Here is a 23,893-nt window from a genome sequence, read left to right as displayed (position 1 = left end):
CAGACCCGTTCATTGTAGCATAATCGTCCAGACTCAGTCCACGCACCATCTATTTCACTGCCCGTATTTTTCCTTCGCTAAAACCATGCCTCTCGGCGCACCCTATTCCTATATTGGAAAGGAGGCCACTTATGTCCCTGTTAGACACGGAGCAGCTGCAATGGCTTCAGAATGAGCTGCTTGACCGCAAACGCAGCATTGAGCAGCGTCTGGAGCATAATGATCATTACGGACTTGAGCATACGCATCGTTATGAGACCGGAGAATTGTCGACCATTGATAATCATCCAGGCGACGTCGGTACTGAAGTATACGAGCGAGCCAAGGATGTCTCCTTGACGGAGCATGATGAGTTCATGCTGGAGCGGATTGACTCTGCCTTGCATGCTATGAAGGAAGGCAGCTATGGTAGCTGCGCAGCATGCGGAGCAGCGATTCCGTACGAGCGATTGCAGGCCATTCCCTATACCATCTATTGTGTGCAGCACTCCCGGGAGACGCAAGCTTCAAATAACAGACCTGTCGAAGAGGAGTTTTTGTCCCCTCCATTTGGACGTAGCAGTCTTGATGAGCACGAATATTCAGGCTTTGATGGGGAGGATGCATGGCAAATTGTCGAAAGCTGGGGCTCCTCCAACTCCCCAGCCATGGCCGAGTCCAACGAGATTACCCATTATGATGACATTGAGATCGAAGCAGGCGATGACCTTGGCGGCTTCGTTGAAAGCTATGAGAACTTCGTCGCTACCGATCTATATGGTCATGATGTCACCGTGATTCGCAGTAAGCAGTATCTGGATTACCTGGATAAAGGTGAAGGCGTTCCTTTACTGGAGACCGAACATGAGGATGAAGAGTAACACCTGTGGCACCTATATCACCTATTGCACCTGTAACCTAATGTATACATGCTTATATCTCATTCTTATCAGTTCAGTGCTTTAATCGTATGGCCCTAAGTGCGTGCATCTATCTCATAGGGATAATTTGATGCACTCCCAATGCTGTTAATAGCTGGTCAACTCCAGCTGCCGCTGTACGATGCGGACGATATCTGCAATGTAATCCCCGATAATGGGGAGATTCAATGCTCCTAGTACTTGCAGTATATAAATAATGGTCGCCGCAAAAAAAGTGAAGCCGATAGCAATGCCGACGCCTCGGAAGGTACCTGACAACAGGTTCAACCAGATCAGACGCAGGGGACGATTGAGCAGCAGGGCATAGTCGGCTAAGCGAGCATATTCCATCCTTGTAGCCGCACTCCTGATGACGGCCTTCGTGACAGTTCGTTTATCGTGCTTCCCACGGAGTGCATGACGGTTCATGGATTTTCTCTGACGCCGAGTGGCCATCCCTGTTCCTCCTTCAAAGCAGCATTAGTTCGCTTTATGACCTCACACAAAGCTAAAACAGCTAAAAACAGACTTAAAACAAATCACGAGCCTAGAAGTCATAGCTTCAGGCTCGTGATTTGCTAATCATTACCTATATTTTGTTCCCATGCATGCTTGATTATTCAGCAATGTGAACGCCGATTGTTTTGCCGCCTGCCTCAACGCGCTCCATCGGCTCAGCATGACCGAATTGCACATCTGTAACCAGTACGTTCTCGCGCAATACGGCATCAAAGGCCGTGATCGCTGTACGCAGCTCATCATCGACATCCAGCGTCAGAGCTACATATTTCTCGATCGGAAGATCCAGCTTCTTACGGTAATCCTGCACGGCACGAACTACCTCACGAACCCAGCCCTCTTGCTCTAGCTCAGGCGTAATATCCGTATTGAGCGCTACTGTCAGGCCATAGCCAGAAGCCGATGCGAAGCCTTCCTTCGCTTTCTTCTCCACAAGCAGCTCCTCAGCAGTCACCTGCAGCTCCTCACCATCTGGAGATACGATATTCAACAGCCCCTGCTCCACTACTGTACGAGTCTCGGCTGCAGACATGCCCTTGAAATGATTTTGCAGGAAGCCAACGTTCTTGCCGTATTTCTTGCCTGCTACCTTGAGATTAAGCTTGAGTGTGAAATCAACGAACCCGCTGTCATCTGTCTCCGTACGAATCTGCTTCACATTGATCTCATCTTTGATGATCTCCTCATAATCCGCCAGATGGAAATCATTGTCCAGAGATACAATCAGCTCAGATAGTGGCTGACGGGTCTTGAAGCCCGTCTCGTTACGCACGTTCCGAGCGAGTTCAACCACACGGCGTGCCGTCTCCATATCCCGTTCCAGCTCCAGATCGATCAGCTGCTCGTTGGCTGCAGGATAATCCTCCAGATGCACGCTTTCCCCACCGCTCAGATTCAAATAGATATCTTCTGCAATCATCGGCATGAACGGCGCAATCAGCTTCGAGGTTGTCAGCAATACCTCAGTCAACGTGCGATAAGCATCCAGCTTATCCTCTGTCAGGCCACTACCCCAGAAGCGATCTCGGGAACGACGGATATACCAGTTGCTGAGCTCATCCACGAAGCCCTCAATGGCTTTTGAGGAATTCAGGAAGTCGTTCACAGCAAGCGCCTTATCGACCTGCACAATCAAGCTGTTCAGTCTCGACAGAATCCAGCGATCCAGCTTGTGGGCAGACAGCTTGAATGGATGCTCTGCTGGGTTGAACCCATCAATCGTCGCATACAATGTCAGGAACGCATGGGTATTGACGAGTGTGTCCACCATCTTGGACTTCGCCTCACCAACAATTCCCTTGGAGAAACGTTTGCTGTTCCAAGGAGCGCTATCAGCTAGCATCGCCCAACGGAAAGCATCCGTTCCGAATTCCTCAATGATCTCCCAAGGATCAATTACATTTCCTTTGGACTTGGACATCTTCTGTCCTTGCTCATCCAGTACATGGCCGGTCGCCATAACAGCCTTGTAAGGTGCTTTGCCTGTCAGGAGTGTGGACACCGCCAGCAGACTATAGAACCAGCCCCGAGTCTGGTCAATTCCTTCGCAGATCATATCTGCTGGGAACTGCTGCGCGAAAATCTCTTGATTTTCGAACGGATAATGCTGCTGCGCGAATGGCATCGAGCCGCTATCGAACCAGACGTCGATGACTTCTGGTGTTCGTGTCATCACGTATTTACCGCAGGAGCTACGAACCTTGATCTCATCTACAAATGGCTTGTGCAGCTCGATATCCGCAGGGACGTCGCCAATCGCCCGCTCCCGAAGCTCTGCGATGCTGTGCGGCGCGAATTCTTCACCGGTCTCCTCACATTTCCAGATATTTAGTGGCGTCCCCCAATAACGGTTACGGCTAATGTTCCAATCCACTAGCTCCTCCAAGAACTTACCGAAGCGCCCTTCACGGACGTGACCCGGATACCAATCCACCTCATTGTTGTTCGCAATGAGCTGCTCCTTGATGGCTGTCGTCTGGATGAACCAGCTGTCCATGGCGTAATACAAGAGCGGTGTATCACAACGCCAGCAGAACGGATAGCTATGCTCATATTTTTCCTTGCTATAGAGCAGCCCCTTATCCGTCAGCATGCGCAGGATATCAATATCGCAATCCTTCACGAAGCGACCTGCCAACTCAGTGACTTGCTCTGTGTAGCAGCCCTGGAGGTTAACTACATTGACGAAGCCAATTCCGTGCTCACGAATAACACGATAGTCATCCTCACCATGCGCTGGTGCCATATGAACGACACCTGTACCACTTGAATCCGTAACGAAGGAGGCACCCAGGATTGTACTTCCACCCGTCACATCTACATAGTTGAATGGTGGTGTGTAGGTCTGACCCACGAGCCCCGAGCCCTTGAGTGTGCCAAGCAATTCATACTCGCCGTTAATTACCTTCTCCACGAGATTCTTCGCAACGATGTACACTCCATCCTCTTGCTTCACGCGTGCATATTCCATATCAGGATTCACAGCGAGAGCAACGTGACCCGGGAGTGTCCATGGTGTAGTCGTCCAGGCCAGTACATACTCGCCGCTCTCATGAAGCTTGAACTTCGCCGTGGCACTGAGATCCTTGACGTCTTTGTAGCCCTGTGCCACCTCGTGGGAGCTTAGGGTCGTCTGGCAGCTCGGACAGTAAGGACTTACGCGATGACCGCGATACAGCAATCCTTTGTCATGCACCGTGGCGAGAATGTTCCACACACTCTCAATATAATCGTTCTCCAATGTTACATATGGATTATCCAGATCCGTCCAGTAGCCGATGGCTTCCGTCAAGTCACGCCATTGCTGCTCATATACGAAGACACTAGCCTTACATTTCTCTACGAACTTTTCGACACCGTATTCCTCGATCTCATGCTTATGAGTGATGCCCAGTTCCTTTTGCACGCCCAACTCAACAGGCAGTCCATGTGTGTCCCAGCCTGCTTTACGCACGACACGATAGCCCTTCATTGTCTGGTAACGACCGATGAAGTCCTTGATGACGCGGCCCAATACGTGTCCGATATGTGGCTTTCCGTTTGCTGTAGGTGGTCCTTCGTAGAATACGAAGTTCGGCTTTCCTTCCCGATTGCTGATCGATTTACGGAAAATATCCTCCTGCTTCCACTTGTCGAGCACGCGCAGATCGCGTGTTCTGGCCTTTTCCTTGATATCTACTCGTTGCATCCTCATCTGCTTCCTTTCATCTTCAAATCACACTCTGGTGAGTCAAAAAAACAACACCAAAAAGCCTCGCCCCATAAAGGGACGAGGCTCTGCTCGCGTTACCACCCTGATTCCGACATCTGTCACTTCACTCTATTCTATAGAATGATGAGCAAACAGATCAAACCGGCTCTCTAATCCCCGCCTTCAGCAGGGAGCCACATGATAACGTATGGCATACGGTGACCGCTTACACACGCATAACGCGCTTCAGCTCACTTCTCGGGGAGGATATTCGATCATGCCTTGAACGTTGGCTTGCACCGAAATGCCAACTCTCTGCTGAACAAGCTCATGACGTACTGATTCCCGTCTTGGAATTTATCGTTTGTGATACAGTTGTGCTACAAATATGTCGCAATGCAGATAATATACTCTGATTACCAGCAAAAGTCAACCGCACGACGAATGGAGAAATCAATAAATCTCCTTCATCTCACGCTCGCGATCAAGAACCTCACGTTCACGATTCTCCAGAGCTTCCCAACCGTCCTGACTAAGCAAGTCGAGCTGAGCCTCCACCAAGGTACGGAACCGGGCACGATAGATCGAAGCCTGCTTCTTGAGCTCCTCGACTTCAAGCGCGATCTTGCGTGATTTCGCGAGTGCATCGTTCACGATCCGGTCAGCATTCTTCTCCGCTTCCTTTACGATGAGCTGCGCTTCCTTCTTCGCGTTATTCTTGACCTCGTCTGCTGCTTCCTGAGCCACGATAATCGTCTTGCTCAGCGTCTCTTCAATATTCGCAAAATGATCCAGCTTCTCCTGAATGGACAGTAACTCGTTTCTGAGCTCCTTATTCTCGCGAAGCACGATATCATAGTCTTTGACCACCTGATCCAGGAATTCATTAACCTGGTCCTCATCATAGCCGCGAAGTCGACGGGCAAACTCCTTGTTATGTATGTCCAATGGTGATAATGGCATGATGTCCACCTCCTGTGAATTTGTCTTCTTGGGCATGCCAGAAGATTAGTCGTAAGACGCCATACAATGCGGACTGTCATGCGCCCGTGCATTCCTGCCTTCCTACACTCTACTGTATGCATCGGAAAATTCGTGCCAACTTGTTAGCTTAAACAATTCGACACAGTGTCCGAGAATCCTGCAATGATTTATACAAATTTCCCGATTTTCACACGCAGTCTGCCTTTTTTGGTGACACCATCTGTCTCCAGCAGCCTGAATCGACCAAATCCATGAAAGGATACCACATCTCCAGCCTTCAGCATACAGGAAGGATTCTCCTCCTGCTTCCAGTTTACCCGACAGCGCCCTGCCCGAATCGGTGCAAGTACTTTACTGCGGCTCAGGCGGTATACGTCACTCACAATGCCGTCCAGACGTAAAGAGGCCACCGTGAGGTCCATGGTCTCATAGGCAGTCTCTGTCCTGATCAACTGATCAAGAGGAAGTAGCTCTGTTCGAACCTGTACCCGGTGGACTTGCCCCAGATGGGATGTAATGAATGAACTGATATCCGATGTCATCAATACATGACAGCCTTCATCCCGGACATGAAAATCGCCAATCTTGCCTCGCTTAATGCCAAGGCCAAGAATGGCACCCATATAATCACCATGCTCCAGCTCGGACAGCTTCTTATCCTCTGATGAGATGGAGAGCACTACGACTCCCATATCCTCATCGTCTAAATAACTGTAATCCGGGGCGATTAGTGCCCGCTGTCGTTCGGCTCCGTCGTAGCCGCCGTCCAGACGGACCTGCACATCCCCGTTTCTGGATGCAATGGTGCTCAGTATGTAAGCCTGCCGAGGATCAAGGAATTCGCTGAGCTTGCGCTCATGTAGCTCACTCGCACGCTCGATCCACTCCGAAGCACGATCTATGAAGTCCTTCTCATCAGCGTGGAAGTGCTCATATATCTCCGTATGCATGACATCCTCCTACACAAAGTAACGCAGGACGGAGATCAGACCTGAAGCAGCAAAACGCAGCACAATCAGAGCAATGATCGGCGAAATATCAATCATACCGAAGATCGGAGGAATGAACCTGCGGAAAGGCGACAGATAAGGCTCTACAAGCTTCGCAAGCAATTCCCCAATGAAGCTCTCACGGGCATTCGGAAGCCAAGACAACAGCACGTACACAATAATCATATAAGTATAAATTTGAAGCAATAAACCAACAACAATCTCAATACTCAAAACGCAATCACCTCATCCTATCTAGTTCAGATTCACTATCGGCTAAAATTTCAGTAATCGAGCCCTGAATTTCCACCGTGTCTGGCGTGCATAAGAAGATATTATGCCCTACCTTGGAGATACCACCGTTCACGGCATAGACGGTACCGCTCAAAAAATCAATAATCCGCAAAGCCTGATCTTTGCGTATACGTTGCAAATTAACGACTACGGAGCGATGAGAGCGCAGATGGTCGGCAATCTCCTGGGCTTCATCATATGAGCGCGGCTCGTAAAGGACAACCTTCACATTCTTCTGGGAATGAATACTGACTACATTGCTTCCTCTTTGGTTCTTACGCTTATCAAAGGCTGGAGTTTCAAGTTCTTCTTCCTGTAGCATTTCCCGCTCAACAACCTGCTCTTCCTCCTGCAGGCCCAGAAAGTTCATAAACTTATTCATTACGCCCATACTAGCCCTCCTCTTTTCCTACCAGGACAGATCCCAGACGCAGCCAGGTCGCACCTTCCTCAACGGCCACTTCAAAATCATTGGACATGCCCATGGATAATTCAGTCAAAGGCTCGGAAGTCAAGGCTTGTCCGTTCAGCTCATCCCTAAGCTCACGCAGCCCGCGAAAGACCGGACGGGTCTGTTCGGGGTCCTCCTCATGCGGAGCCATCGTCATCAGCCCAATCACCTTCACATGCTTGAGGTGGGCTATATCCTTCAGGAAGGGCTGTACCGCTTCCGGTGCCAATCCGTACTTGCTCTCCTCGCCCGATATGTTCACCTGCAGAAAGGCTTGAATCTGCATGTCCAATCCTGAAGCTCTGCGTTCGAGCTCCTGAGCAAGTGATATTCGATCAAGAGAGTGAATATACTTGAATTTATCCACAATATCCTTAACCTTATTCGTCTGTAAATGGCCTATAAAATGCCATATTCCCCGTTCGCCAAGCTGCTCCCACTTCTCAGCAGCGTTCTGCCAGCGATTCTCACCGACATGCACAAGCCCACTGTCCAGAACAGCGGACATGGCTGGGACAGCCACATATTTCGTGACAGCAATCACATTCACATCATGACTGGCTCGGCCGCTCCGACTACAAGCTTCGCCGATTCGGGCCTGGACATCCTTTATTCTGTCTTCCAAGGACACAGGAAGGTTCACCTCTCTTCAAAGCCTATCCAGCTAGCCATCCTTCCCGTCATGCCATTCTCCTTGCGATAAGAGAAAAACAAATCGTTCCTGCAGCTGGTGCATAAAGTAGTACATTCGATATTAGACGCCAATATTCCTGCTTTCATCATAATCTGTCGATTGCATTGTTTCAAGTCAAGCATCGTTTTTCCCGCATCAGTGGGGTAATATACCTTCTGGTTCCAGGAACCATTACCCCCGGATTCTTCCTCCAAAACCCGTATATGACGCATCACATGCTCATCTACCTCATAGCAGCATGAGCCAATGGAAGGCCCAATTGCTGCGCGCAGATCGGCTCTTGATGTGCCGTATTGCTCTTCCATAGCTGTAATCATGCGCAGTGCGATCTGACCGACTGTGCCCTTCCAGCCTGCATGCGCCAGACCTACGACTCGTTCTACGGGGTCCCAGAAATACAATGGGACGCAGTCAGCATAAAAAGAGGTCAGTAGCACACCGGGTACATTCGTAATCATTCCATCAGTATCTGCAAAAGCAGAAGCACGACCCCGGAAGCCCTTGCCCTTATCCTCAGCTGTCACGACAGCAATGCTTGTTCCGTGCACTTGCTCGCCACATGTCCAGGCCTCTGGTTCAAAGCCAAGACGACCTGCAAGCTGTATACGATTATTAAGCACAGCTGCAGGATCGTCTCCCACATGATAAGCACAGTTCAGGCTATGGTAAGGCGGTCTGCTGGTTCCCCCGCTCCTTGTCGTGAATCCAGCCTGCAGGCGTTCATCCTGTGCCCGCCAAGCCTCAAGATTCATTAAGCGCGGTACGGGACCTGACGAAAGTTCGCCTCCGCTCGTTGCTCCTGTCCATTCTTCAATCACAAATGGTTCCAATTCATTTCACCTCTACAGCCCAGTGTACCAAAATCAGCTCCGGGTGTCTCTACGTACCTTTGCGTTCCCATCGTTCCACATAGTCCCCTTGGGGTGTACGACGTCTCTCCGTCTGAACTTCTGCAAGCTCCTCCAGTCGCACCAGGATTACATCCGTCCCGATCTTGACAATATGCTCCCACGGAATGACCAGCTCACTCCCTCCACCGAACCAGCCTTTGAACACACCCGCTGCTGGTACAGTAATCGCCTCAATACGCCCGTATTCCAAATCCACCTCAAGATCGCCAAGCTGCCCCAGCCGCCTGCCATCCATGACATTAATGACGTCCTTCGTCTGAAATTCGGATATTTTAATCGTTCGCATGACAGTCCTCATCTCATCCACAGCCTCACATCCTTTACTTTGCAAGTATATGAGGGAGAATGTAAAAATGTCCTGTCCCACTAAATTTAATGCAGCAGTCCATCAGCTTTCAAGATGAAAAGGGCATCCTTCAAGATTCCCGATCTTGAAGAATGCCCTGATGGAAGCCATTTGAGATGGAAGCCATTTATTTAGGATTTCACATGCTTCTGCATTTGCTGGATTGCCGACTTCTCAAGTCTGGATACCTGGGCCTGGGAGATGCCGATTTCATCAGCTACCTCCATTTGCGTCTTCCCTTCAAAAAAGCGCATGGACAATATCATTTTCTCACGCTGGCCCAGCCGTTGCATCGCCTCACGCAAGGCAATCTCCTCAATCCAGGATACATCCTTGTTCTTGTCATCGCTGATTTGGTCCATCACATAGATAGGATCACCGCCGTCGTGATAGATCGGCTCAAACAGGGATACAGGGTCCTGTATGGCATCCAGCGCGAAGACTACATCCTCCTTTGGAACATTAAGCACCTCGGAGATCTCAAAGATCGTCGGCTCTCTGGAATTCACAGTCGTCAGGTTATCCCTGACCTGAAGTGCCTTGTAGGCAATGTCTCGCAGGGAACGAGATACCCGGATCGGGTTGTTGTCACGCAGATAACGCCGAATCTCTCCAATGATCATAGGAACAGCGTAGGTCGAGAATTTTACATTCTGGGACAAGTCGAAATTATCTATAGCTTTCATCAGCCCAATACAGCCAACCTGGAACAGATCATCCACATATTCTCCCCGGTTGTTAAAGCGCTGGATGACGCTGAGGACGAGCCTCAGGTTCCCGTTAACCAGCTTTTCCCTGGCCGAGCGTTCATTGTGTTGCTGTAGAGCTGTGAATAGTTCGCGCATTTCCACATTCGTCAGTACAGGCAGCTTGGCTGTATCCACACCGCAGATTTCAACTTTATTACGGGTCATCGTGTCTTACCTCCCAAGGAGCAACATTAATGTACATTATCTCCTTGAGGTCCAATTTTATTCGTCCCTCACACTCGTTCCTGGACTCTGCTTCACTAACTTCATAGCTGCCGACGGGCGGCAGTATGCGATTGATAGCGCTACACCATTTTATTAAATTCCTTGCGCAGACGACGAATGATTCTCTTCTCCAGTCTTGAGATATACGATTGGGAAATCCCAAGCAGATCCGCGACATCCTTCTGCGTCTTCTCCTCACCATCCTGTAGTCCAAAGCGTAGCTCCATGATGAGTCGTTCACGTTCTGTCAGCTTGTCGAGCGCCTTGTGCAGCAGCTTGCGGTCCACCTGCTCCTCAATATTGCGATAGATAGTGTCATTTTCTGTACCCAGCACATCAGATAACAGCAGCTCGTTACCATCCCAGTCGATATTTAGTGGCTCGTCAAAGGACACCTCTGTGCGAGTCTTGTTGTTCCGTCTAAGGTACATCAGAATTTCATTCTCGATACAGCGTGATGCGTAGGTCGCCAGCTTGATCTTCTTCTCCGGGTCAAATGTATTCACCGCTTTGATGAGGCCAATCGCCCCAATGGATACGAGATCTTCAATATTAATCCCCGTATTCTCGAACTTACGGGCAATATAGACAACCAGGCGCAGATTGCGCTCAATCAGGACTGCACGTATCGCCGAATCTCCTGAGGGGAGCTTCTGTAGCAGATAGTCCTCCTCCTCGCGGGTTAACGGCGGGGGAAGGGCCTCGCTGCCTCCGATATAGTAGATTTCCTCCGTCTTCAAGCCCAGCAGGAACAGCACCCGATAATACTGCAATTGAATAGACAGCTTCCATTTGACAGGCAACACTTGTAAACGCATCAAATTCCTCCTACCTCAGGATTTAAAGAAGCGACGATCAGATCAGGATGAATGACAGCCCGGTAACGACCTTCAGACGACAGCGTACCGCTGTCCAGTCCGATTAATACCCGCTTGCTTGTGGAACGAAGGCCGTTCATCGTCACAGTCACCTCATCAGGCTTCAGGGCCAGCATGAACGCCGTACCTTTGTTAATGCCCCGATACGGAATCAGCCGTAGCCGATCCTGCCATCGGAACTCCTCTTCGCCTAGCTCGGTGACCAGGTTGTCCGCCTCTCCATTTTTCAATTTTCGCTCCCACGATTCTGGAAAATAGGTACTCCATAAGGAAAGCTCCATGATCATCACGGGAATCCTCGTTAGCGGGTCAACAAGCTGATTGCCCGTATCCAGCAGGCCTGTACAACGGACAGATACACCATCAATGCTGGCTTCTACCTCTCCCAGATAGCTGCCAAGCTGTTCAGAGCGTTGTCTCGCCGCCTGAACTGTCTTGAAGATAATCATCACCACCGCGAACATGCACAGCACGAACCAGAAGCCAATCTTCAGCTCAAAGGATAATCCCCCCGAGGCTGAAAACCAGATCCCATTCATGACCTCACCAGGATTCTGTACTAGATAGTGCGTCCCCAGAATACCTCCAGCCGCTACAAAATTCACGATATAGAACGCCCCCAACGTCCGTAGGAAGCGCTGTAGTCCCCCGAATCCAAAGGAAATCAGAAGCATGATGACAGACAGCATGAACTTGACAAGAAAGGTAAAGGCAAACGTAAGCGGCGGAAAAAACATCATTACGACGTAAGCGGCACCTACAGTCGAGGACAGAAGCACTCTCCACCATGCTGGCCGCAGCTTTCTCATCCAGGCCGTCACCATAATCAATACTGCGTCGATAACCAGATTGACCAAGAAGATGAGATCCAGATACACTACCAATCGTTTCACCCGCCTGTGCAATTTACAGGATACGGTTAAGTATAAGAGGAGTGAATCTCAAAGTCTGTCTAACTTTGTAGGCATGTGCCCAACTAATTTTGTCGGATAGAGGGGGCGAGCGCTACGAGTTGAAGGTTTCGGGTTTTAAAGGCGAGCACTTTGTTTCTCCAGAAATCCTCCAACCCTCCGCTACAGCATCGCAGTTCTCCCAAATCCTCCAAACTTTCGCTACCGTGGTTCAGTCTCTTATCTATTTACTTTCGTCTGGTACGTACTCAATCAAATCAGATAATAAGTTCCTTTTTTTGGATTATACAGATTATTATGACTAGAGGTTTCGCAAATCACGTGTTAAAGTCCTAAGTACACTTGTAACATTCAAAGAAAAAGGGGAAGATTGTGAATGAAGAGAAACGCGATAGTATTTGCAGCTTTAGCACTCATACTGTCAGGGACTATGCTGTTCCCTGCCGTGTCGTCTGCAGCCGAGGCCGATACCACTACGGATCCCTTCGGTACAAACATCGAATTAGGAGAAGAAATCTCTCCAACAGACGAAACGGTCACAGATGAGGAATTGTATGGGGATTTGGATCCAGAGCTTGTACAGGAGTATATCGAGTACATGGATTATTGGGATCAACTGGATCAGCTCGATGTTTATCAAGGCAAGGCGGTAGATGCATACAACAATGCTCCTAGACTTACCAACGCAACCCGCAAGCAAATTTTTCTCGCCCTGAATAACACAATAATCCCTAATTACACCAAATACGTATCAGGACTCAAACAAATTCAACCAGCCAATCCGGAGCTTGCCGCCATTCACCAAAAGATTATCCGCGGCTCTTACTTACAGCTTGAAAATATGATGCTCTACAAAAAAGCAGTATCCAAAACGAAAATCAACTGGACTTTGTATTATCAATCCAATGCCAAAAATGAGGCGGGCAAAAAGCTGATGTATCAGGCCAAATTAGATTTGTATGAGTATGAGGGCAGATTTAAGTAGTGCTTACTTCGTCCAACTTCAAAATCAAATATTGACGAAAAAGAACCGGTGCGCCCGGTTCTTTTGTTTTTTCATAGATACTATTATTTACTCCAGATATGACGGAATCATATCTTTGATTAACCAACGTCCACTCTTAATTCTAATCCGTCACCAAGGCTACTTGCCTGACATCGCCAAGGCCTGATCCAGAACTGCCGGACCATTCCCTCTGCCGTAGGCCACCGTGTCGATGACATCGACCGGAATGCTGTACGGGGCCGCAATTTCAGTTACAGCATTTTTACGCATGCGGACCTGGGGACCGAGCAGGATCGCAATCACATGATCGCTGATGCCCGACAGCTCATCCTTGATTGTGCTTTCGGGAATGGCTATAATGTCGATTTCGAGAGATCTTGCTTCCGCTTCTTTTTTCATCTTGGATACCAGAATTGAAGTAGACATGCCGGCTGAACAGGCAAGAATAATTGTTTTCATAGTTAACGCCTCCTGATCTGATTTTTTCATAAATTCAGTTATTTGTACTCTTCATCCAAATCAACTGTAAGCGAACGTTCAGCGATAATGGACTTGTACCAGTAACCGGATTTTTTCAAATGCCGGCTGCGTTCGTTCTCCAGGTTGATTTCAACCAGTCCATAGCGGTTCTTGAACGCATTCATCGGGGATACATTATCCGTGAAGGCCCACAGCATGTACCCTTTGCAGTTGGAGCCGTCCTCTACGGCTTTGAGTGTATAGTACAAATGCTCGCTGATGAAGGAAATCCGGTAATCATCCTGAATGATCTGATCTTCATTTTTGAACATCGCCTCGTTCTCGATACCCATTCCATTCTCGGAAATAAACCATTCGATATTGTTGTATTCGTTTTTGATACGTATGCCCATATCGTAAATGATTTTAGGGTAAATTTCCCACCCGCGCGATTTATTCATTTTCTTGCCTGGAAGATCAAAATGCTCATAGTAGTAAGACGGATGAAAAGGTGCATTTTCATTCCATGCCTTGGTTTGCGTCTTTACCCGGTGCGGATAATATAGATTAATGCCCGCGTAATCAATCGTGTTGTTTTTGATGATGGCCAGCTCTGCCGGTGTAGACTCGAACGTAATGTCATGCTTATTCATCAGTTCGAACAATTCCTCGGGATATTCCCCTTTGATCAGAGGGTCCATAAATACCCGGTTGTAGAACAGATCGTATACATGAGCTGCATACTGATCGTGCGGCGCGCTTGAGCGGGCATATGTTACCTCGGGATTGAGAATGGCGCCGATCTTCGCACCGTTTTTGCCGTAGCCTTGCTTCTTGAACAATTGCACGCATTTGGCGGTTGCGAGTGTTTTATTGTAATTCCACTGCATCCATTTGCGGGTGTTCTGCTCATAGGGATAACGCAACGCATCCAGATAGACGCGGGTCTGCACTACAATCGGTTCATTAAAGGTAAACCAGTGCTTGACACGGTCGCCGTAGCGTTCAAACACCTTATCCGCATATTTTACGAATAGTTCAACCACATGTTTTGATGACCATCCATCATATTTATCCAGCAAATACGCCGGCAGCTCATAGTGCTCCAGACAAATCATCGGCTCGACACCACTCTCTATCAATTCGTCAATGACCCGTCCCACGTAATCCGCATAGGTTTCGTCCACAATCACATTTTCATAGTCGGTTAAAAAACGGGACCAGTTAATCGAGGTACGGAAATGCGTCAGTCCAATCTGTCTCATAAGTGCGATATCTTCGCTGTAGCGATTATAGAAGTCAGTCGCGCCGGCCGGACCATATCCGTTATGCCAGACATAGCGGTCATTGATATACCATCTGTCAAGATAAGAATCCTGCCCTTCCTTCTTGCCGCTCCACCCTTCTGTTTGCCAGGCGGATGAAGCAGCCCCTATTATAAAATCAGCCGGGATGTTCATTGTATGCTTAGCCATTGATTACTCCTCCTTAATTCCGCAATGATTTCTGCTTACTCTACGGTCCGCTTGTTGGCAATTCTGACGAACGGCAGATAGATTAATATCGCAACTGCAATACACACAAGCTGGGTAATGACCGCCCCTATGCTTCCACCTGTTGACAGATAGGCATTAATAATCGGCGGTGTGGTCCATGGCACCATGACGACCGTACGGCCAGCAAAACCAAGCAATGTCGAGAAGTAACCGATGGTGCCCGTAACAAGCGGCGTGATGATGAACGGAATAGCCATAATAGGGTTCAACATGATCGGAAGTCCGAAAATAACCGGCTCATTAATATTAAATAGTCCCGGACCAATTGATAGCTTAGTAATCTCCTTCATATCCTCGCGTTTGGAGGCGATCAGGATGCTGATAAGCAGAGCCAGAGTAACGCCGGAACCGCCGATGCTCATGTAGATGTCCCAAAACGGCATCGTAATAATATTAGGGATAGGCAGCCCTTGCTCATAAGCGGTCATGTTAACGGTAATGGCTCCAAGTAGCAGTGGCTCGCGAATCGGCTTTACCATCTGATTGCCGTGGATGCCGATGACCCAGAAAATTTGCGCAACCAGCATCAAGGTCAGGATACCCGGTAGACCTTGCACAACCGTCTCCAGCGGTTTTTGCACCACATTGTACACGGCATCATACAAATACAGGCCTGTAAACATATGAAAGAAAAATCCGACGGCCGAGAACACGGTTACGGTAATAATCGTCGGAATCAGCGCCGAGAACGACACGGCCACATTGGGGGGCACACTTTCCGGCATCTTAATTTTGAGCTTATCCGATTTGCCCAGCTTGCTGTACAGCTCGACAGACAGGATAGCCACAAAAATACCGAGAAACAAGCTTTTCGTATCTGTAAATTGACGCGCAATCACATTCGTAACCTCTTGCATCTCACCGTTCACCATTAGTTGAAGCGTTGTTGGCGTAACGGAAACAAAGCAGATGACCGCTAGCAACCCTGGAAAAAAGTTCTTCTCTCCGTTAATTCTACCTAATTCCAGACCAATCATAAAGATGGCGAGTATGGTCAGAATATTTAAGCTGGCATAGTTGATCGCGGTAAAAATCGGCTTGTAATCCGCCAAAAATGCAAACGGGCGAAAATGAGCCAACCCGTTCGTCGGGTCCATCACCATATTGGATATAAGGACCGCGAAAGCGCCTACAATAATAACAGGCATCAGTGTGATGAAAGCAGATTTGATAGCCATAATATACTTAAAATTGTTAATGGCGTTCGCTACAGATGTAAGACCATTAACAACTTTATCCTTGAGTGCCATCAGAAAAACCTCCCTCTACGATTTCGACCCCAATTGTTCAATGCGTTCATACAAGTTAACAAACTCGGAGGCCATGTCGTGAATGGAAATCGCATTCATTAAATGATCCTGGGCATGAACCATCATGACGGACACCTCCATTTTCTCCCCTTCTGCTTCCTTCCGGATTAATCCGGTCTGGATTTTGTGAGAGGATATCAGTTCTTTTTTGGCAGCTGCCAGCTCCCCTCTTGCTTCGGTGAACTTGCCTGCTTTGGCAAGCTCAATCGCTTCCATCGCCGAGCTGCGGGCATTGCCTGCGTACAAAATGATCTGAAACACAATTTCAGTCTCATCCAGAATCTCGTCACCAACGGAATTGTTTATTTCTTTTTCACTCACTCTTATGGTCCCTCCTTCAGAGTAGCCCTGATCTAGCAGCAACCCTTACTGTAGCTGTTGGCTGTAAATTTATTATAAATTGCAATGGTTTACAATTTAACATAAGCTTTTTCCTCTTCTTAACGGAAAATAACTATATACAAAAAGAGGAATATCCCTCTTTAGAGAATCGGGATATTCCTCCATACGTCGTTTCACTGAATTAAATCTTATGCATGTTCATGAAGAACTCGAGCAAAATCCGAATACGTCTTACATTTAATAAGCTGCTGGACCAGAGCTTCGTTATTCAAAATCGTAAGCAAAATATTGTACATGCTCTGTACATCCTCCGTTTTACTGCGCTGCATGCACAGCACGCATACAAACTGCACCGGCTTGCCGTCCCAATCAATAGGCTTTAGCAGCGTGCATACAGCCCAAAAGGTCGAATCAGCAAAAGGCTCCATCGGATGGGGAATCGCTACAAAATTGCCGAACGAAGTGGGAGACATCGCTTCACGCTCCAGCACAGACTCCAGGAACGGGCCTTTGACAAGCCCCGCCTCCTGAATCCTGTCCGCCATAAACGCCAGCACTTCCTCCTTGTTGTCCATTTTCTGCTGAAGAAAAACGAGCTTTTTTCGTATATAATGGATAGCCGGCAATCCAGTTTCCGAGATAGCCTGTTCAATCTTGTCTACGTCTGCGCCGCCGAGAAACGTATTGACATGTATGATCGGTACCGCCAGCTTTTCGGAGACAGGTATTGTGCTGATTACAAAATCCAGCGAATCAAGCGACATCTGCTTGAGCTTGTAAAATTCAGTCGTACCGACAATGTCCAGCTTGGAGCCAAATACCGATTGCAGCTTGTAATAGAGCAATTTGGCGCTCCCCCTGCCCGATGCGCATACGATCAGGCATCTCTTAGGAGTGTTCTGCTCTTTTTTTCGCTCAATTGCAGCGCCGATATGAATAGCAAGGTAGCCAATTTCATTTTCTTCAATTTCGAAGCCAAGCCGCTTCCTAATCGTTTCACCCGCCAGTATACCCGCTTCAAAGGCCAGCGGATAATTGGATTTGATCTCATCCAGCATCGGATTGCGCAAATTCATGCCATACCTGAAACGGTTAATGACGGGTTTGAGGTGCAGACAAAATGCCACAAGCAGCTCCTTGTCATGGCGGATGCCTAATTGCATTCCTTTTTCAATATGATCCAATATTTCAACTGTCAGGTTGTATATTTCGCCGTCTATCATCCCTTTAATTTCCGTATCGTCCATATTAGCCGCTACAATTGTTCTTACACCAAGCAAATGTACCGCTATATACGCAACCTCAGCGAAAGGAAAGGAATGATTCATCTTGCGCTCAAGACTGGACACAATCTCAGACGCCACGCCAAATTCCTTCTGCGCCTCAATCTTTTTCATTTCCTGCGGATAAAAAGAGACATACCTTTCATCCCGTATCCGCTTACAAGCTATTGCGATATGAATGACCAGATTGTTGAGCGCAATATCCGATAATATAATGTCATTGACTTCAATGCGTTCAAGAATAACCTCTCTGATTAAATCCATTTCTTCATCGGAAAGAATGGATGGAGAATGTGTGCTCTCGGGTGCAATCTCCGTACGGCTAAAAATATAATCGGACATGCAGTAGCGTAGCTGAGTCTCGCTTCCCTTGATTTTAACACCGTAATGGGGACGATTCTCCAGCGTCAAGCCGTAATTCTTCAATATTCGCCGTACTTCCCTGATGTCATTTTGTATCGTTGGACGGCTTACATACAGTAGATCAGCCAAGTCTTCAAGCCTGAAATACTCCTCCGTCAACAGCAGCTTCCTAATCAGAAAACGATGTCTGCTCTCGGATGATCCGCTTACTTGCTGCGGTGTAGCCGCTTCATTTTCTTTCAATTGCTTCAGCAAATGTCGGAAACGCTGCTCATCATGGATTTCAAGCTGATATCCTGCTCCTTTTAGTGACTTGACCGTGGCTCCATGGGTGGACAACAATGCGGATAATTCCTTCAGATCCGTCCGAATGGTGCGTGATGACACATTCAACAGTTTGGCTAGATACTCGCTGCTAACAATTTGCTCGGAAATCAATAGGTGAAGAAGATGAAAAATCCGCAACAACGAAACTCCTTTCAATATTAGGATCGACCGTATCCTTCAATAAAAAAAAGGAATGTCCTGCAAGTAGAATACTACTTGGGGACATTCCTGCTAATTTATGTTAGTCATTGTTGTTCCGCGGACGGTTGCGCAGGAAGGTCGGGATATCCAGCTGATCGCTCTGCTGGTTGCCGAACGGACGCAGGTTGGACGGACGCTCTTCCTGTTCTGGCTGACTTGCTGCCGGCTTGCGGGAAGGAGCAGATGGAGCTGGCTTGCCTTCGAAGCCTGTAGCAATAACAGTAACTTTAATCTCTTCTTTCATGTCATCGTCAATAATCGCACCGAAAATCATATTCACTTCCGGATCGGACGCAGAAGTCACGATCTCGGCCGCTTCATTCACTTCATACAGAGAGAGATTAGCGCCGCCTGTAATGTTCATGATTACCCCGCGTGCCCCTTCAATCGACGTCTCCAGCAGTGGGCTCATAATAGCCTTGCGCGCAGCCTCGGCAGCACGGTTCTCGCCTGTTGCCAGTCCGATCCCCATCAGGGCTGAACCACGCTCAGTCATGATTGTCTTCACGTCAGCGAAGTCAAGGTTGATGAGACCCGGTACAGCAATCAGATCAGAGATGCCTTGTACCGCTTGACGAAGTACATTATCTGCCTCGCGGAAAGCCTCCAGCATTGGAGTCTTCTTATCTACAATCTCCAATAATCGATCATTCGGAATGACGATCAGGGTATCTACCTTCTCCTTCAGCCCTTCGATCCCTTGCTCGGCATGTGTCGACCGCTTGCGACCCTCAAAGGTGAACGGGCGTGTAACCACACCTACTGTCAATGCTCCGCATTCCTTTGCAATCTCAGCGATAACTGGCGCAGCACCTGTTCCGGTACCGCCACCCATTCCGGCTGTCACGAACACCATGTCTGCCCCTTTCAGGGTATTCATAATCAGATCACGGGACTCCTCAGCAGCCTTCTTGCCCACATCAGGGTTAGCGCCAGCACCCAGGCCGCGAGTCAGCTTATCGCCGATTTGCAGCTTATGCTCGGATTTGGCCAGATGAAGTGCTTGGGCATCCGTATTGACCGTAATGAATTCAACGCCTTGTACTCCATTATCAATCATGCGGTTGACAGCATTGCTGCCGCCCCCACCGACGCCTATCACTTTAATTTGGGCCAAACTCTCCATTTCAAAATCAAATTCCAACATACTATTCCCTCTCCCCCTCAATGTGCATGGCTAGCTCGTCCATGTATGGCACTCAACCGTTATATAAATTCACTGAACATGTTTTTCAAACGTTCGATAAATCCCGGTTTTTGCTCTTTTTCCGGAGCGGGACTGCTCTTCGTTCGATTGGCCGGCTTCTTGGCACTTACGTTGCCACTTTGGCTGCGCACACGATATTGGCGTACCGCATTTTGCAAAATACCGACTCCGCTAGTAAAACTAGGGTCACGAACACCAATGAAATCCGGCACGGCAATCCTTACCGAAGCAGCCAGCTCACCTTGAGCTACTTGAAGTACACCTGGCATGGATACAGTTCCTCCCGTAAGTATATAACCCCCAGGAAGCTCCGTATAACCAAGTCGTCTTACTTCGGCCTGAACCAGCTGGAATATCTCCTGCACCCGAGGCTCGATGATCGCAGCCAAGTCCTGCTGATTAAATTCCTTGTCCACGTTACTACCGATGCGCGTTACCTTGAACAGGACATCTGTAGCCGCATCATCATAATTGGCACAGCCGTATTTCAGCTTCACCTTCTCAGCTTGGTCGGTTAACGTTCTCAATCCATAAGCGATATCATTGGTTACGAATTCGCCACCAATCGGCAAAGTCGATGTAGCCACAATGCTGCCTTCCTCAAAGATCGCAATCGTGGTAGACCCTGCCCCAACATCGACAAGTGCTGAACCCATCGTCTTCTCATCCTTGGACAGAGACAATTGTCCCGTACCAAGCGGAAGCAGGACCAGATCAACAATACGCAAACCACTCTTCTCAACACAACGCAGTAGGTTATGTATAGGCGTCTTGGCTCCTGTCACGATGGTAGCCTCTACCTCAAGTCTCACCCCGATCATGCCACGTGGGTCCTGAATACCCTCCAGACCATCCACGATATATTGCTTGGCCACTACATCAATAATTTCTCTCTCCGGAGGAACTGCAATGACTTCCGCAGCCTTCAGCACCCGTTCGATATCCTCTTCACCGATCTCGCGATCCTCATTAGAGACCGCCACCACGCCATGGCTTGTCTGCAGGCCAATATGATTGCCAGTGATACCTACGTATACTTCAGTTATCTGAATACCTACCATGCGTTCCGCATGATCAACTGCACTGCGGATCGATTGCACGGTCTGATCGATATCTACGATTGCACCTTTGCGAATTCCTTCCGAGTCGGCAGATCCAACTCCAATAATATTAAAGGTTCCATTATTCATTTCACCTATAATAGCCCGAACTTTGGATGTACCGATGTCCAAACTAACAATGATGTCATTGTTACTCAAGTCTGTGGCACCTCCTAACTCCAAATGATTTGTCATCTCTAAACATACCTCTACAAATATTCAACACTATTTATACGATCCCTCTTTTTTCTACAAATTTTTTCGGTGCCAACTTCTGGCCAAAGATATAAAAATTTCAAGAAAAAAGAAGGAATACCGAGCTAGAGCTCATAAAACTCATTTTATCATTTTTTCAGATTACTGAGTAGTGGCATTTTCGATGCTACCATCTTCCTCGCGCGGTTTGAAAGGAACATACGTATCCGCTTGAAACATAGTGATCATGCCTGGCTCTTCCGTCTCAATGACCTGATTCAGATAGCTGATCTTCTTCTCAAGTAATGATACAGCTGTCAGCACTTCGAACTGGCTCCGGGTATACATTCGAATACGATCCGGAAAGGAAGGAGTAGGGTCTGGTAAAATCTCTGAAATATCAGCAGTCCACTCACTAGGAATGTTGGCTAAAGTCTGACTAAGCTTAATTTTAATGGGATCATCAGATTTCCATTGTGTCAGAATGGGCTTCTCTACAGCAATTCCACTGCTGGATACCTCCACGCTTGTCCCGTTCGAGAGAATGGCTCTAAGTTCTCCATCTGTATTTACCTCGTAGGCTACTGTAGGGTATTCCTTGATCTGGATGCTAATCTCCCCTGGAAAATGCTTGTCCACATTCACCGTCTGGATGGATTGAATCTGCTTCAGGCGGCTAATGATATCTTCCTTACTGGCACCAAAAAATTGACCACCAATCTCCAGACCACTCTGCTCCAGGAGCTTGTCCTGCGGCGTAAACGTACTTCCCTGAAATTGAACCGCTGTAATTTGGCTTAATGAGGACCTGAAAAACAGGACCGCCAGCAGCACGATAAATAAAATGATAAGGGTCCAGGCTATTTTTCGACTTGTATTCCTTTTTGGCCTGCTCTCTCTGAGTGCAGGGATCTGGGCTTTATGCATATGAACTCCCCATAGAAGCCTCTCGTCCCCTCCGACAGGGAGGGGACGCTGCAGGCAATGTTAATTAGCAAAATCAAGCTCCTCCGGTACAACAGACTGACGACGCATCTTGGCTCCAAGACTCTGGAACAGTAGCTCAAGTCTATCATAACCTCGATCAATATGATGGACCTGCTCAACGATCGTTCGTCCCTGAGCAGCGAGACCTGCAATCACCAATGCGGCTCCCGCACGCAGATCCGTTGCTTCGACAGTAGCACCGTAGAGACGGGGAACTCCCCGAATCAAGGCTGCATTCGCGTCCACTGAAATGTCAGCACCCATGACGTTCAACTCGTTCACATGCTTGAAGCGACTTTCGAATACCGTCTCCTTCATGATGCTGAAGCCATCAGCCAAGGACAGCAGTACCATTACCTGAGACTGCAGATCGGTTGGAAATGATGGGTAGGGTGAGGTGACAATACGGCCAACAGGCTTGGGACGGGTCATACAGCTTACTTTTATTATATCATTGCAAGCATTGATTTGAACACCAGCCCGCCGGAGGACGTGCAGGAGCGACGAGATATGACCCGGATTACAGCCTGTAAGCGTCACGTTACCACGAGTTGCTGCTGCCGCAATCATAATCGTGCCTGCAACGATCCGATCAGGAATAATCCCGTACGAACAGGATTGTAGCGATTTTACGCCAGTAATCGTAATCGTATCTGTCCCTGCTCCAATGACCTGAGCGCCCATGGTGTTCAGAAAGCGCTGAAGATCCTGGATTTCCGGCTCCCTTGCCGCATTGGTAATCGTCGTCCTTCCTTCCGCAAGTACCGCTGCCATCATGATATTCTCTGTGGCTCCTACGCTTGGGAACTCCAGGTGAATATCTGCACCAGTCAATCGTGACGCACGACAGGTAATCTGCTCGCTCTGTTCGATAATTTCTGCTCCGAGCGCGCGCAAGCCATCCAGATGTAGATCTATCTTGCGTTCTCCGATGGCACACCCACCTGGCTGGTATACTGTAACTTCACCGTATTTGGCCAGGAGCGGTCCCATCAGAAAGATAGATGATCTCATCTGCTTCATCAGGTCTTCCGGAATGACGGTTGTGGATAAAGTTGAAGCATCTACCTTCACTGTCTGCTGTTCATAGCTGACATTGCATCCCAGGCGTTCGAGAATGCCAATCATGACCTGGATGTCCAGCAGATTCGGGACATTGCGGATTTGCACTTCACCATTGGCAAGCAGACTTGCTGCCAAGATCGGGAGCGCCGCATTTTTGGCACCGTGAATGCCAACAGTTCCGGACAGAGGATATCCGCCCTCAATAACCAGTTTATCCAATGTATCACCTCCGAGTTCTACCGCTCACCCACCACGAGGTTACTCCGGCTCAAGGAGAATGCCGGCATGAGATGATATTTGCTTTGAATATGCTGCAAAAGGGTAAGCACGTCCTCTGCTGTCGCTAGCCCGGTGTAAATTATCGCTTTGGCGCAGCACAGCCTCAATGGACTGAGTTGTATGGACACATCTGACCCTGGGTCCGGCTTTTATCCGCGTTCTCTTATCAGCGT

Annotated in this window: 23 protein-coding genes and 1 other annotated feature; of the genes, 2 read left to right on the top strand and 21 right to left on the bottom strand. The window is 48.4% G+C overall.

What is annotated here, in order from left to right:
• Positions 1-131 precede the first annotated feature (131 nt).
• On the top strand, positions 132-860 hold the full coding sequence (locus tag K331_RS0100795; protein WP_028588801.1) for a TraR/DksA C4-type zinc finger protein: 729 nt from the start codon (positions 132-134) through the stop codon (positions 858-860).
• 147 nt (positions 861-1,007) lie between these two features.
• On the opposite strand, the gene K331_RS0100790 is transcribed toward K331_RS0100795, so the two are convergent.
• The 12 genes from K331_RS0100790 to spoIIGA form a co-directional block, all read right to left on the bottom strand.
• Positions 1,008-1,355, bottom strand: a complete 348-nt coding sequence (locus K331_RS0100790) for a DUF5665 domain-containing protein (protein ID WP_051289516.1) — start codon at positions 1,353-1,355, stop codon at positions 1,008-1,010.
• 160 nt (positions 1,356-1,515) lie between these two features.
• Complete coding sequence (gene ileS, locus K331_RS0100785) at positions 1,516-4,605, bottom strand: isoleucine--tRNA ligase (protein WP_028588799.1); 3,090 nt, start codon at positions 4,603-4,605, stop codon at positions 1,516-1,518.
• A 74-nt stretch (positions 4,606-4,679) separates the two neighbouring features.
• Positions 4,680-4,969 (bottom strand) — a binding site (T-box leader).
• A gap of 92 nt (positions 4,970-5,061) precedes the next feature.
• Positions 5,062-5,571, bottom strand: a complete 510-nt coding sequence (locus K331_RS0100780; RefSeq protein WP_018886804.1) for a DivIVA domain-containing protein — start codon at positions 5,569-5,571, stop codon at positions 5,062-5,064.
• Between the two features lie 188 nt (positions 5,572-5,759).
• Complete coding sequence (locus tag K331_RS0100775; RefSeq protein ID WP_028588798.1) at positions 5,760-6,542, bottom strand: YlmH family RNA-binding protein; 783 nt, start codon at positions 6,540-6,542, stop codon at positions 5,760-5,762.
• A gap of 9 nt (positions 6,543-6,551) precedes the next feature.
• Positions 6,552-6,815, bottom strand: a complete 264-nt coding sequence (locus K331_RS0100770; RefSeq protein WP_018886802.1) for a YggT family protein — start codon at positions 6,813-6,815, stop codon at positions 6,552-6,554.
• A gap of 7 nt (positions 6,816-6,822) precedes the next feature.
• Positions 6,823-7,266: a cell division protein SepF gene (locus tag K331_RS0100765; protein WP_018886801.1), complete on the bottom strand. Its 444-nt coding sequence runs from the start codon at positions 7,264-7,266 to the stop codon at positions 6,823-6,825.
• Position 7,267: 1 nt separating this feature from the next.
• A complete protein-coding gene (locus tag K331_RS0100760) occupies positions 7,268-7,957 on the bottom strand; it encodes a YggS family pyridoxal phosphate-dependent enzyme (protein WP_028588797.1) in 690 nt (229 codons plus the stop codon).
• Between the two features lie 8 nt (positions 7,958-7,965).
• Complete coding sequence (pgeF, locus tag K331_RS0100755) at positions 7,966-8,850, bottom strand: peptidoglycan editing factor PgeF (protein WP_028588796.1); 885 nt, start codon at positions 8,848-8,850, stop codon at positions 7,966-7,968.
• Positions 8,851-8,899: 49 nt separating this feature from the next.
• Positions 8,900-9,217 carry a YlmC/YmxH family sporulation protein gene (locus K331_RS0100750; RefSeq protein WP_084165319.1) on the bottom strand — a complete coding sequence of 106 codons (318 nt, stop codon included), beginning with the start codon at positions 9,215-9,217 and terminating at the stop codon, positions 8,900-8,902.
• Positions 9,218-9,408: 191 nt separating this feature from the next.
• Positions 9,409-10,191, bottom strand: a complete 783-nt coding sequence (sigG, locus tag K331_RS0100745; protein WP_018886797.1) for an RNA polymerase sporulation sigma factor SigG — start codon at positions 10,189-10,191, stop codon at positions 9,409-9,411.
• A gap of 140 nt (positions 10,192-10,331) precedes the next feature.
• Positions 10,332-11,054: an RNA polymerase sporulation sigma factor SigE gene (sigE, locus tag K331_RS0100740; protein WP_028588794.1), complete on the bottom strand. Its 723-nt coding sequence runs from the start codon at positions 11,052-11,054 to the stop codon at positions 10,332-10,334.
• Positions 11,055-11,068: 14 nt separating this feature from the next.
• On the bottom strand, positions 11,069-12,013 hold the full coding sequence (spoIIGA, locus tag K331_RS28620) for a sigma-E processing peptidase SpoIIGA (protein WP_036633845.1): 945 nt from the start codon (positions 12,011-12,013) through the stop codon (positions 11,069-11,071).
• A gap of 403 nt (positions 12,014-12,416) precedes the next feature.
• On the opposite strand from spoIIGA, the gene K331_RS0100730 reads away from it, so the two are divergent.
• Positions 12,417-13,025: a hypothetical protein gene (locus K331_RS0100730; protein ID WP_028588793.1), complete on the top strand. Its 609-nt coding sequence runs from the start codon at positions 12,417-12,419 to the stop codon at positions 13,023-13,025.
• Positions 13,026-13,184: 159 nt separating this feature from the next.
• Here K331_RS0100730 and K331_RS0100725 read toward each other — a convergent pair whose 3' ends face one another.
• From K331_RS0100725 to murA, 9 genes are all read right to left on the bottom strand, one after another.
• Positions 13,185-13,505 carry a PTS sugar transporter subunit IIB gene (locus K331_RS0100725; RefSeq protein WP_028588792.1) on the bottom strand — a complete coding sequence of 107 codons (321 nt, stop codon included), beginning with the start codon at positions 13,503-13,505 and terminating at the stop codon, positions 13,185-13,187.
• A gap of 38 nt (positions 13,506-13,543) precedes the next feature.
• The gene (locus K331_RS0100720; RefSeq protein WP_028588791.1) at positions 13,544-14,980 is read right to left on the bottom strand and encodes a glycoside hydrolase family 1 protein; all 1,437 of its coding nucleotides are present in this window, start codon (positions 14,978-14,980) and stop codon (positions 13,544-13,546) included.
• 35 nt (positions 14,981-15,015) lie between these two features.
• On the bottom strand, positions 15,016-16,311 hold the full coding sequence (locus K331_RS0100715) for a PTS sugar transporter subunit IIC (RefSeq protein ID WP_028588790.1): 1,296 nt from the start codon (positions 16,309-16,311) through the stop codon (positions 15,016-15,018).
• Positions 16,312-16,326: 15 nt separating this feature from the next.
• Positions 16,327-16,692, bottom strand: coding sequence for a PTS lactose/cellobiose transporter subunit IIA (locus tag K331_RS0100710; RefSeq protein WP_036633842.1), 366 nt, complete (start codon positions 16,690-16,692; stop codon positions 16,327-16,329).
• 209 nt (positions 16,693-16,901) lie between these two features.
• Positions 16,902-18,824: a BglG family transcription antiterminator gene (locus K331_RS0100705; protein WP_028588788.1), complete on the bottom strand. Its 1,923-nt coding sequence runs from the start codon at positions 18,822-18,824 to the stop codon at positions 16,902-16,904.
• Positions 18,825-18,927: 103 nt separating this feature from the next.
• A complete protein-coding gene (ftsZ, locus tag K331_RS0100700) occupies positions 18,928-20,034 on the bottom strand; it encodes a cell division protein FtsZ (RefSeq protein WP_018886787.1) in 1,107 nt (368 codons plus the stop codon).
• A gap of 59 nt (positions 20,035-20,093) precedes the next feature.
• Positions 20,094-21,353, bottom strand: coding sequence for a cell division protein FtsA (gene ftsA, locus K331_RS0100695; RefSeq protein ID WP_018886786.1), 1,260 nt, complete (start codon positions 21,351-21,353; stop codon positions 20,094-20,096).
• A 198-nt stretch (positions 21,354-21,551) separates the two neighbouring features.
• A complete protein-coding gene (locus K331_RS28615) occupies positions 21,552-22,316 on the bottom strand; it encodes a cell division protein FtsQ/DivIB (protein WP_036633839.1) in 765 nt (254 codons plus the stop codon).
• A 60-nt stretch (positions 22,317-22,376) separates the two neighbouring features.
• Positions 22,377-23,660, bottom strand: coding sequence for a UDP-N-acetylglucosamine 1-carboxyvinyltransferase (gene murA / locus K331_RS0100685; RefSeq protein WP_028588787.1), 1,284 nt, complete (start codon positions 23,658-23,660; stop codon positions 22,377-22,379).
• Positions 23,661-23,893: the final 233 nt, after the last annotated feature.

Origin of the sequence: Paenibacillus massiliensis subsp. panacisoli DSM 21345 (assembly GCF_000426545.1) — a bacterium.
Classification (GTDB): domain Bacteria; phylum Bacillota; class Bacilli; order Paenibacillales; family Paenibacillaceae; genus Paenibacillus; species Paenibacillus panacisoli.
This window is presented reverse-complemented; position numbering and strand designations above follow the sequence as displayed.